The sequence below is a fragment of the Actinomadura logoneensis genome, assembly GCF_003428695.1.
In the GTDB taxonomy this organism is placed as follows: Bacteria; Actinomycetota; Actinomycetes; order Streptosporangiales; family Streptosporangiaceae; genus Spirillospora; species Spirillospora logoneensis.
In genome coordinates, this window is the sequence record NZ_QURH01000167.1 from 1 (window position 1) to 10249 (window position 10249).

The following is a 10249-nucleotide window of genomic DNA, read 5'->3' on the forward strand; positions in this document are numbered from 1 at the left end:
CTCCCGGCGGGGCGCGGGTGGCGCGCCGTCCGCCGCCGCCGAGCCGGGGCGCGGCCCCGTCCCGGCCGCCGCCGCCGGACGCGGTGTCGCTGCGTCGGCGCAGTTCGACCAGGGAGCGGGCGGCGTCGGGCCCGTTGCCGAAGTGCGCCAGCGGGACGCGCGCGACCAGCACGTCGCCGCTCCGCGCGGTGATCGCGGGCAGGAACGTCACCGAGCCGGTCATGGCGAGCCCGACGACCAGGACGGTCCCGGCGGTCGGGCCCTCGAAGTCGTCCAGGCCGGTGAGCAGCAGCCCGGCGAGGCGAAGCATGACGGTCAGGCCGGGGAATTGCAGTGAAAGGCCTGGTCAGAGAAGGGAAGAGAGCCGGGAGGCGGGTCCGCTTCGTCCTGGTGCGTTCGCGTAGGGTCGTCCCTGGAGGGAGACCGCGATGGCCATCCAGGTGTCGGTGTGCGGTCCGAGCGACTGCACCGAGGACGACCGCAGGAACGCCCGCGAGCTCGGCCGCCTGCTGGCCGAGCGCGGCGCGGTGGTGGTCTGCGGCGGGTACACGGGCGTCATGGCGGCGGTGGCGGCCGGGGCCCGGTCCGCGGGCGGGACGGTGGTGGGCATCCTGTCCCGCGACGACGCCGAGGGCGCCGATCCGAACCTGTCGATCGTCGTCCCGACCGGGGCCGGGCAGGCCCGCAACAGCGTCATCGTCAACGCCGCCGCCGCGGTGGTGGTCGTCGGCGGCTCGTGGGGGACGCTCTCGGAGCTCGCGCTGGCCATGCAGCGGGGACGCGCGCCGGTCGTCCAGCTCGGCGGCTGGACGGTCCTGGGCCAGGACGGCGAACCCGTCCCCGGCGTCCTCCACGCCACCACTCCGGAGGAAGCCCTCGCGCTGACCGGCCTGTGGCACTGACAGGCAAGCGAAGCAGCGCCGGGAACAGCAGGGAGTGACCTCGGGGCGTGGCAACTCGGGCACGGTAAGGAGTCGGCGAGGGGAACGGGGACGATGGAGGCGGGCCGCCGGATCGTGGCGTCGATCCGGCGGCCCGCCCCTGAGCCTTCATCGGAGGTGGCGGGGTCAGTCGCGCAGGTCGTCCACCCGGGCCGCGACCCGGCCGAACAGGTCGCCGATCGTGGTCAGGGCGGCGGCGTGCAGGGCGTCGGCCGGAACGGGCTCGCCGTCCGGCCCGGCGAGCGGACGCGTCGCGCACGCCTCGGCGACGACGGTCGGGCTGTAGCCGAGATTGAACGCGCCCTGGGCGGTGAACTGGACGCACATGTGCGTCATGAAGCCCGCGAGCACCAGGTCCGGGCCCGCGTCCAGGCGGCGGAGCACCGCTTCGAGCTCCGTCTCGTGGAACGCGTTCGGGAAGCCCTTCACCACGACCGGCTCGCCGTCGCGCGCCGCGACGCGGGACTCGATCCGCCCGATCTCGGCGCGGATGTCGTACGGGGTGCCCTCGCCGCCGTCGTTTACGACGTGGACGACCGGGGCCCCGGCGGCGCGCGCGGCGGCCAGCAGACGCGCGCCGGCGTCCAGTGCCCGGTCCGCGTCCGGCAGGGCCATCACGCCGGTGGTGTAGGTGTTCTGGAAGTCGATCATGATCAGCGTGCTCGTCGACAGGGCGGGCAGGGTGCCGTCCAGGCCGATCATGTCGCGCAGGGTGGTCGAAACGGTCATGGGTCGTCTCCTTGTTTTCGGGCAGGGTGGAACACCGGCCTGACCAGGCCGGACGAAGGTGGGACGGATCAGGCGGCGGTGCGGAACCGCCGCCGGTAGGCCGCCGGGGTCGTGCCCAGGCGGCGGCGGAAGGCCCGGTGCAGCGTCTCGGGCGAGCCCAGCCCGGACGCCCGGGCGACGTGGTCGAGCGTCTCGTCGGTGCCCTCCAGCAGCCGCCGCGCCGCCTCCACGCGGGCGGCCTCGACGAACGCGGCGGGCGTCGCGCCGGTCTCCCGGCGGAACACCCTGCTGAAGTGCCGCTCGCTCAGGCACATCCGGTCGGCGAGCGCCGCCGCCGACAGGTCGGCGGTGAGGTTGGCGGTGATCCACGCCCGCAGCTCGTCGATGTCGCGCCGCTCGGCCGGGGCCTGCCACAGCGGAACGCTGAACTGGCTCTGCCCGCCCTGCCGCTTGAGGTACATCACGAGCTGCCGGGCGACGTCCAGCGCGACCCGCTCACCGTGGTCCTCGGCGACCAGGGCGAGCGAGAGGTCCATGCAGGCGCTGATGCCCGCGCCCGTCCAGACGTCCCCGGACCGGACGTAGATCGGGTCGGGGTCCACCACGACGTCGGGATGGTCGGCCGCGAGGCGGTCGGCGGTGGCCCAGTGGGTGGTGGCGGTCCGTCCGCCGAGCAGCCCGGCGGCGGCGAGCAGGTGCGCGCCGACGCACACCGACGCGACCCGCCGCGCGTGCGGCGCGGTGTCCGCGATCCAGCCGACCAGCGCCGGGTCGATCACCGGGGCGCCCGCGCCGTCGACCGCGCCGGGCACGACCAGGGTGTCCACGCGGTCGCCGACGTCCGCGAGGGTCAGGTCGGCCGCGATCCGGACACCGGCGCTCGTCCGGACGAGCCCGCCGCCCGCCCCGGCCAGCCGGACCTCGTAGGGCGCGCGCCCGTCCGGCATCTCCCGGTTGGCGAGCGCGAACACCTCGGCGGGCCCGGTGACGTCGAGCAGATCGACGTCCGGGAACACGGCGATGACGACACGGTGCGGAGCGGACATGCCTCTATTCTCCTGCCCCTCCCCCACGTCCGCCATGACACCCTCCTGTCACATCCGGCCATCCCCTCACACCACCGGCGGCCGTCCCGCCCGGGCGAGCCGCGCCACGGTCCGCCACCGGATCGGCCGCCGATCCTGCGCACCCCGCCCGGCCATGCCTTCGCGGAAGCCCCGCACCGTGGCCGCGAGCGCCGCGGCGGACCGCAGCCGCGCGACGGTCAGCACCGTCCACAGGCCCAGGTAGACGGGGATCAGCGGCAGCGGGAGGTGTCGTTCATGGTCAGGACGACGGCGTCGACGCGGCTCATGCCCGCAGTGAAGCAGGGCGCGGCGCGGGTGGCCGGGGATTCGGCGCGATGGGTCAGGGGGTGAGGATGATTTTGCCTCGGGTGTGGCCGGTGCGGCTGGCGTCGAAGGCGGCGGCGACCTCCTCCAGGGGGAAGGTGCGGGAGACCTCCACGGTGAGGACGCCCTGGTCGGCGAGGGCGGCGAGTTCGGTGAGGGCGGCGCCGTCCGGGCGCGTCCAGACGGACGAGCCGCCGTGTTCGGTGACGGACGGGTCGGCGATCGAGGCGTGCCGGCCGCCGAACGCCAGGACGGCGAGGGTGGTGTCGAGCTGGCCGCCGACGCAGTCGGCGACGGCGGTGACGCCTCCCGGGGCCAGGTCGCGGACGCGGTCGGCCTGTCCCTCGCCGTAGGCGACGGGTTCGGCGCCGAGGCCGCGGACGAAGTCGTGGTTGCGGGGCGAGGCGGTGCCGATGACGCGGGCGCCGCGCTCGCGGCCGAGCTGGACGGCGATGCTGCCGACGCCGCCGGCCGCGCCGTACACCAGCAGGACGTCGCCCGCCGTCACCTCCAGGCGGTTCAGCAGCCGCAGGGCGGTGAGCCCGGTGAGCGGCAAGCCTCCCGCCGCCGCCCAGTCGAGGGCGACCGGGCGGCGGGCGAGGAACTCGGCGGGGACGGCGACCAGTTCGGCGAACGTGCCGTGCCGGATGATCGGCATCCGGGCGTAGGAGATCACCTCGTCGCCGGGCTCGAATTCGGGCGTGTCCACGCCGACGGCCGCCACGACGCCCGCGACGTCCCAGCCCGGGATGACCGGGAAGACCGCCTCGACGATCGGGTCCAGGCCACCGGCCATGACCTTCCAGTCCACCGGGTTGACCCCGGCGGCGCGCACCTCGACCAGCACCTGGCCAGGTCCGACGCGCGGGTCGGGGACGTCCCCGACCCGCAGGCGCGAGTTGTCCGGGGCGTAGGCGTCGTAGCTGGCGGCCTTCATGGTGGTGGTCCTTTCCGGACGGGTTCAGTGGGTGTTCTCGGTCGGCCGGAAACTGGCCGGGATGATCCGGTACCCGACATATCCCGAGGCAAGCAGCAGGACGGCGGCGGCGGCGAACGAGACGCCGAGCGCGTGCGTGAACGAGGACGCGGCGACCGCGGTGATGTGCGCGCCGAGCCCGCCGCCGTTCTGCGCGGCGACGACGGCGGCCTCGCCGATGGAGTCCCGGACGCGGGCCATCTGGTCCTCGCCGAGGCCGAGGTCGGGCACGTGCCCCCGGTACAGGACGGCGGCGAGGCTGCCGATCGCGGCGACCCCCATCGCCCCGCCGAGCTCGTAGGAGATCTCCTCCACGGCCGCCGCGCCGCCCGCCTCCTCCTGCGGGGAGGACGACAGCAGCGCCACGGACGCGGCGGTCGCGGCGATGCCGAAGCCGGTGCCGAGGCACACCAGCGCCACCGCGATCTCGGCGTACTCCAGCCGCCCCGCGAGGTCGGCGGCCCACGGGACGGCCATCCCCGCCGCGGCCAGGGCCATCCCCGCGCCGAGCACGACCCGGACCCCGAACCGCTCCATCAGCCGGGGCGTGAACAGCGGCGCGACGATCAGCGCCGCCGGGGCGGGCAGCAGCCGCAGCCCGGCGGCGAACGGCTCCAGGCCGCGCGCGTACTGGAACCACTGGGTGATCAGGAACAGCACCGCGCCCAGCGCCATCATGCCGAGAAAGATCGCCACGGCCGAGACCGTGAAGACGGGGTTGCCGAACATCCGCACCTGCAGCAGCGGGTTGTCGAGCCGCAGCTCCCGCCGGACGAACACGGTCAGGGTGACCGCCGCGACCACCAGCAGGCCCAGCCCCGCCGGGACGTCGTGCCCGCCGACCAGCTTGATGCCCCCGGCGAGCGCGACCATTCCGACCGCCGACAGGACGACGCCCCACCAGTCCCAGCGTCCGGCGCGGGGATGGGACGACTCGGGCACCAGCCACAGCGCGAACCCGACGCACACCACCGCGACGGGGATGTTCAGCAGGAACGCCGCCTTCCACCCGGACGCCTGCACGACCAGGCCGCCGACCAGCGGGCCGAGCGCCATGCCCGCGCCGATCACGGCCGTCCAGACGCTGTAGGCGACGGCGCGTTCGCGCGGGTCGGTGAACACCGCGCGCAGCAGGGAGATCGTCGACGGCATGATCGCCGCGCCGCCGACGCCGAGCAGCCCCCGCGCCACGATCACCACCCACGGCGCGGACGCGGCGACGGCGAGCAGCGACGCCGCCGCGAAGACCACGAACCCGAGGATGAGGAGCCTGCGCCGTCCCCAGCGGTCGCCGAGCGCCCCGGCGGTGATCAGCAGCCCGGACAGCACCAGCGCGTACGCGTCGATGATCCACAGCTGCTCGACCGAGGCCGGCTGCAGGTCCGCGACCAGGGAGGGGAACGCCACGTTGAGGATGGTGGCGTCCATCGCGATGATCAGCAGGCTGCCGGACAGCACCGCGAGGACGGCCCAGCGCCTCGGCGGCCAGGTCACCCGTGGCGTCCCGTCTGGGGAAGCCGCGAGCGGGCCGCGGCCGGGGCGTCCGGCCGCGGCGCGGGCCCGTCCGGCGTGTCCGCCACGACCGTGTCCGGCACGCCCCCGGCCCCCTTCCCGTTCCGTCCGTCAGTGGACCCGTAGCCGGAAGCCCTCAGCGGGAAGCCCAACCCCCTTCACAGATTGGGCAAAAAGGCGAGACCGGACGGCGCGACACGGTGGCCCTCAGGAAGGTGCCACGGGGGCCTCAGAGGAGGGCCTGCGCGAGGACCATGCCCGTCCAGGCCGCGCCGAGGCCCGCGCCGATCGAGGCGACGACGTTGAGCACCGCGGCGGGCCGCGCGCCGGTCTCGGCGAGCCGGACGGTCTCGTAGCCGAACGTGGAGTAGGTGGTCAGGGCGCCGCAGAAGCCGGTTCCGGCGAGCGCCATCAGCCCGCCGTCGGCCGGGAGCGCGACGAGGAACCCCAGCAGCAGGCAGCCGAGGACGTTCACGGCGAACGTCCCCCAGGGGAACACCGAGTCGTGCCGGGCCTGGACGGCGCGGTCGGTCAGGTACCGGACGGGCGCGCCGACGGCAGCGCCGAGCGCGACGAGGAGCAGCGTCATCGGACGTCCCCCTCGGAGGCGGAGGCGCCGACCCCGCCGGGGGCGCGGTCCCGGGGGGCGGTCCTCGAGACGGTTGTGGACGGGGTGAGCGCGCGGGTCAGCCGGACGCCCGTCCACACGGCGGCCAGGGCCGTGAGCAGGGTCGCGGCGAGGTAGGCCAGCGCCGTCCCGGACGCCCCGTCCCGGACGGCCTGGTGGACGTCCACCATCGCGGTGGAGAAGGTGGTGAAGCCTCCCAGGACGCCGACGCCGAGGAACGGCCGCAGCAGCGGGTGCGGGCGGACCGCCTCGGTGACGACGACCATCAGCACGCCGATGACGAGGCAGCCGGAGACGTTGGTCCAGAAGGTGGCCCAGGGGAACCCGCCGGGTCCGTGCGGGAAGGCGGTGGCGAGGCCGTACCGGGCGAGCGCGCCGAGCGTCCCGCCCGCCGAGATCGCGCCGAGCGTCGCCCACGGGGCGCGGGCCAGCTCGCGGCGCTGGTCGGGGACGCGCAGCTCCACGTCGGGATCGACGGGCAGCCGGGGCTGGGACATCGGTTCCTCCTACCAGGGCATGGGCGGACCACACTGGCAGGGACCGTTGGCAAAAGGCTTCGCGGTTCTCCCCGCGTCCGCGTCGGCGGACGGCCGGGGGCGGCGGGCCCCACCGCCGCGGTGTCGTTCGCACGAGCACCTCAGGTCATTCTAGCGAGCCCCGCACCGCCTGGCATGCGACCCCGGTCACACCCGCGCCCGCCCCGGCGGGTCGCCGGGGCGGGCGCGGTCCGGTCCCCCGTCAGTGCCTGCGCGGGTGCGCGTTCGGGTGGGCGGGAGCGGCCTGACGCGGCGCGGGACGGGCGCCCAGCGGACGGGCGCCCAGCGCGCCGGGACGGGCGGGAGCGGGCGCGAGGACCCCGCTGTACACGTCCGTCGGGTCGGCGGAGTCGCCGGTGGTGGCGACCAGCGCGGGCCGGAACGCCGTGCCGCCGCTGACCGCGACCGACTCGTAGTCGCCGAGGAAGTGCCCCCACCCGGCGTAGGGCGCGAGCAGCCAGTCGAACACCCCGGAGACGCGCCGCTCGGACGGCCGGCCGCCGCCGCGCGGGAAGACCGCCATCCACATGGCCGTGGGCAGCGTCGCGGTCTCGCCGGGCCGCAGGTAGCGCAGGTCGTAGTAGGTGACCGCGACCTGCCCCCGGTCGTTCACCGCGATGGACGGGGTGAACGCGGGCGCCTCGGCGGCCTGGTCGATCCGGACGGGCGCCGACCAGGTCCGGCCGTGGTCGGTGGAGTGGACGAGTTCGACGTCGTCGTACCGGCCGCCGGTGAACGCCGAGCCCTCGAACGCGGCGTACAGCTCGCCGGTCCGCGGGTCCACCGCCGCGCTGACCAGGTTCGCGCCGGCGCGCAGCGCCTTGGCCGGGTCGTCCGGCGCGTTCGGGTGGACCTCGGGCACCGAGGTGTCGGCGGCGACGGTGGTCGGGCGGCTCCAGGTGCGGCCCTGGTCGCGGGACGTGACGACCGCGAAGTGCAGGTCGGTCGCCCGGGTCGCCGTGGGGTCGCTGTAGGTCTGCCACTCGAAGAAGTCGTACAGGGTGCCGGTGCGCGGGTCGGCGACGACGACGTTCCCGATGGTCTGCGAGTTCGGCACGACGCTGGTGTCGACGAACACGCGCGGCCTCGTCCAGGTGCGCCCGTGGTCCCGGGTGACCGAGATGTAGGACGGGCCGTCGTAGTGCGCGCCCGGCCCGGTCGCGACCTGGTCGATGCGGTCCCAGACCTGGTAGGCGGTGCCGGGGTGGAGCGGGTCGGCGGTGACCGCGTTCTTGTCGTCCCCGATCGCCGGGTCGGTGTCGTCGATGAGCTGGGTGACGTGCGTCCAGGTCCTGCCGCCGTCGTAGGACGTGGCGGCCCCGACGCCGTTGCGCGGGCTGTCGACGTCGAAGTTCAGGCCGCTGGCGTAGGCGACGCCGTCCGGCCCGAAGTCGACCCAGGCGTCCGAGGCGCGCTCGTAGTTCAGACCGCCGGGCGCGCACTTGCTGAACGGCAGCGGGACCTTGGTGAAGTGCCTGCCGTCGGTGCTGTAGGACGCCGCGACGCCGTGCGCGCCGCCGTCCGACCAGCGGTCCTGCTGGTAGGCGGCGATGACGCGGCGGGAGTCGCGCCGGTCCACCGCGATCCACGGCTCCTCCTCGGCGCCGGGGGTGACGACGCCGTGCGCCGTGGCCCCGGCGGTGCAGGCCGCGTACGGGTCGCCGGGCGAGATGTTCCGGAGGGGCCGTCCGGCGTCGGCGGACGCGCCGGTGGCGAGCGTCCCGCCCAGCGCCAGGGCGAGCCCGGCGGCGATCAGACTTCGCTGTCTCATTCGGGTGCTCCTCAGTGGGACGGGGCTCAGTTCATGGGGAGGGGTCTCAGTGGACGGGCACGGCCGAGGTGTAGACGTCCTCGTCGTTGGCGGGTGAGGCGTTGGCCGCCGGGGCCGTGCACACCGCGGGCGGACGGCCCGGGGTCCCGGTGCCGGGGCACGGGAACAGTTCGGGGGAACGGGTGTCGGACCACACCGGGTGCGCGGTCGTCGCGGACGCGTCGACCATGATGTAGTCGCCGTAGAACTGGCCGTTGAACTGGCTCGGCGGCGGCATGCTCGACGACGTCACCCGCGTGGTGGCGAAGTGGGCGAGGTCGCGGCTGGTGGCCAGCGTGACGTCGGAGAAGCCGGTGGTCTCGTCGTCGCCGTACCGCCGGTCGTAGTAGGCGGTGACGAGCGTCCCGCCCGGGGTGAACGCGGTGCCCTGCCAGAACTGGTCCGCGCGGGCGCCGCGGTCGCCGCTCCCGGCCACCGGGAGCCGGCGGACGTCGGTGGCGGTGCCGGTGAAGCTCGCGCCGCCGTCGGACGACGCCGACAGCACGATGTCGTTGTTGCAGCCGCCGTTCTTCACGCCGTCGTAGAGGCTGCCGAGCCCGGCGTCGAAGGCGGTGAGCCCGGCGGGCGCGCAGCCGGCGCCCTCGTGGGAGTTCCGGTTGATGTAGGAGCCGATCGTGACGACCACGCGCCGCGGGTTCCGCGGATCGACCGCGATGTTGGGGAAGTTCGTCGCGCGGAAGACCGAGTCCGTGCCCGCGCCCTTCTCGGGGACGCAGTCGCGGCCGGGGTTGCGGCCCGCGCCCTGGTAGGTGTCGCAGTCGGGCAGGTCGTAGTAGTCGGCGGCCTTCACGGGCGCGGAGAACGTCGCGCCGCCGTCGGTGGAGCGGGCGGCGAAGACCTGGAACCGGTTGTCCTTGCCCTTCTGCGCGACGTTGTAGTTCGACCAGGTGACGTACAGCGTCCCGTCGGAGGCGACGGCGGGCTGCGCGCCCTGGTTGTCGTTGCACCGGCCGTGCGGGGTGGGGATGCCGTAGGTCTGCCCGCACAGCGCCGAGTCGGCGCTGATCAGGACGGGCGCGGAGAAGTGCTCGCCGTAGTCGGCGGACGAGGCGCCGTAGATGTAGGCGGTGCCGTCGTCGGCGAAGGTCGTCCAGGTGACGTACACCCGGTCGCGGTACGGGCTGCGGACGTGCGCGTCCACCGCCATCAGCGGCTTGTCCAGCAGGAAGTTCCCGGCGCCCGCGGTGTCGTCGTGCTGCGCGACGGGCCGTCCGGGGAAGTCGAAGGAGGCTCCGCCGGTGCCGGTCGAGCGGTACACGTAGAAGCCGCTGGACTGGTCGGCGTCCGGGGAGACCCCGCTGCCGCGCTTGAACTCCTGGCAGTTCAGGTAGGCGTTGCCGCGCGTGTCCCAGGCGACGGACGTGTCGCCGCCGGACTGCATGTACTCGCGGGGCGCGCCGCCGAACGCCGCGCCGGACACGAACCCGTTCGGGACGGTCGCGTCCGCCCACGTCCGGCCGCCGTCGGACGAGTGGTCCACGCCGCAGGTGCCGTCCCCCCGCCGGTAGTCGTTGTAGGACGCGACGATCTGCCGCGGGTCGTTCGGGTTGACCGCCACCCAGGTCTCGTTCTGCGCCTGCCCGCGTCCGGCGAGGACCGCGTCGGTGACGTTCTGGCAGTTCTGGTTGACCTTGACGTTCGCGCCGCGCCGGCCGTCGCACCGCGGGGCGGAGGCGCGGGACGCGCCCGGAGCGGCCCCGCGGGC

The 10249-nt window shown here is 74.8% G+C and carries 10 protein-coding genes; 1 reads left to right on the top strand and 9 read right to left on the bottom strand.

Going from position 1 to position 10249, the window contains the following annotated elements; genetic code table 11:
* A partial coding sequence (locus DZF91_RS08635; RefSeq protein WP_199486503.1) for a hypothetical protein occupies window positions 1-310 on the bottom strand: 310 nt, incomplete at its 3' end.
* 118 nt (window positions 311-428) lie between these two features.
* Between DZF91_RS08635 and DZF91_RS08640 the strand changes: the two genes are divergently transcribed.
* Window positions 429-902 carry a TIGR00725 family protein gene (locus DZF91_RS08640; protein ID WP_117356955.1) on the top strand — a complete coding sequence of 158 codons (474 nt, stop codon included), beginning with the start codon at window positions 429-431 and terminating at the stop codon, window positions 900-902.
* Between the two features lie 165 nt (window positions 903-1067).
* On the opposite strand, the gene DZF91_RS08645 is transcribed toward DZF91_RS08640, so the two are convergent.
* From DZF91_RS08645 to DZF91_RS39595, 8 genes are all read right to left on the bottom strand, one after another.
* The gene (locus DZF91_RS08645; RefSeq protein ID WP_117356956.1) at window positions 1068-1670 is read right to left on the bottom strand and encodes an isochorismatase family protein; all 603 of its coding nucleotides are present in this window, start codon (window positions 1668-1670) and stop codon (window positions 1068-1070) included.
* A gap of 68 nt (window positions 1671-1738) precedes the next feature.
* Window positions 1739-2716 carry a GlxA family transcriptional regulator gene (locus DZF91_RS08650; protein ID WP_117356957.1) on the bottom strand — a complete coding sequence of 326 codons (978 nt, stop codon included), beginning with the start codon at window positions 2714-2716 and terminating at the stop codon, window positions 1739-1741.
* Window positions 2717-3077: 361 nt separating this feature from the next.
* Window positions 3078-3998 (bottom strand): NADP-dependent oxidoreductase, encoded by a 921-nt coding sequence (locus DZF91_RS08655; RefSeq protein ID WP_117356958.1) that lies wholly within the window; start codon window positions 3996-3998, stop codon window positions 3078-3080.
* A 24-nt stretch (window positions 3999-4022) separates the two neighbouring features.
* Complete coding sequence (locus tag DZF91_RS08660) at window positions 4023-5531, bottom strand: MFS transporter (RefSeq protein WP_117356959.1); 1509 nt, start codon at window positions 5529-5531, stop codon at window positions 4023-4025.
* 247 nt (window positions 5532-5778) lie between these two features.
* Window positions 5779-6138: a fluoride efflux transporter CrcB gene (gene crcB, locus DZF91_RS08665; protein WP_117356960.1), complete on the bottom strand. Its 360-nt coding sequence runs from the start codon at window positions 6136-6138 to the stop codon at window positions 5779-5781.
* Window positions 6135-6674: a fluoride efflux transporter FluC gene (locus tag DZF91_RS08670; protein WP_117356961.1), complete on the bottom strand. Its 540-nt coding sequence runs from the start codon at window positions 6672-6674 to the stop codon at window positions 6135-6137. Before DZF91_RS08670 ends, crcB begins: the two co-directional genes overlap by 4 nt.
* A 241-nt stretch (window positions 6675-6915) precedes the next feature.
* Window positions 6916-8484, bottom strand: a complete 1569-nt coding sequence (locus tag DZF91_RS08675; protein WP_199486504.1) for a sialidase family protein — start codon at window positions 8482-8484, stop codon at window positions 6916-6918.
* Between the two features lie 46 nt (window positions 8485-8530).
* On the bottom strand, window positions 8531-10249 hold a 1719-nt coding region (locus DZF91_RS39595), incomplete at its 5' end, for an exo-alpha-sialidase (RefSeq protein WP_158587885.1).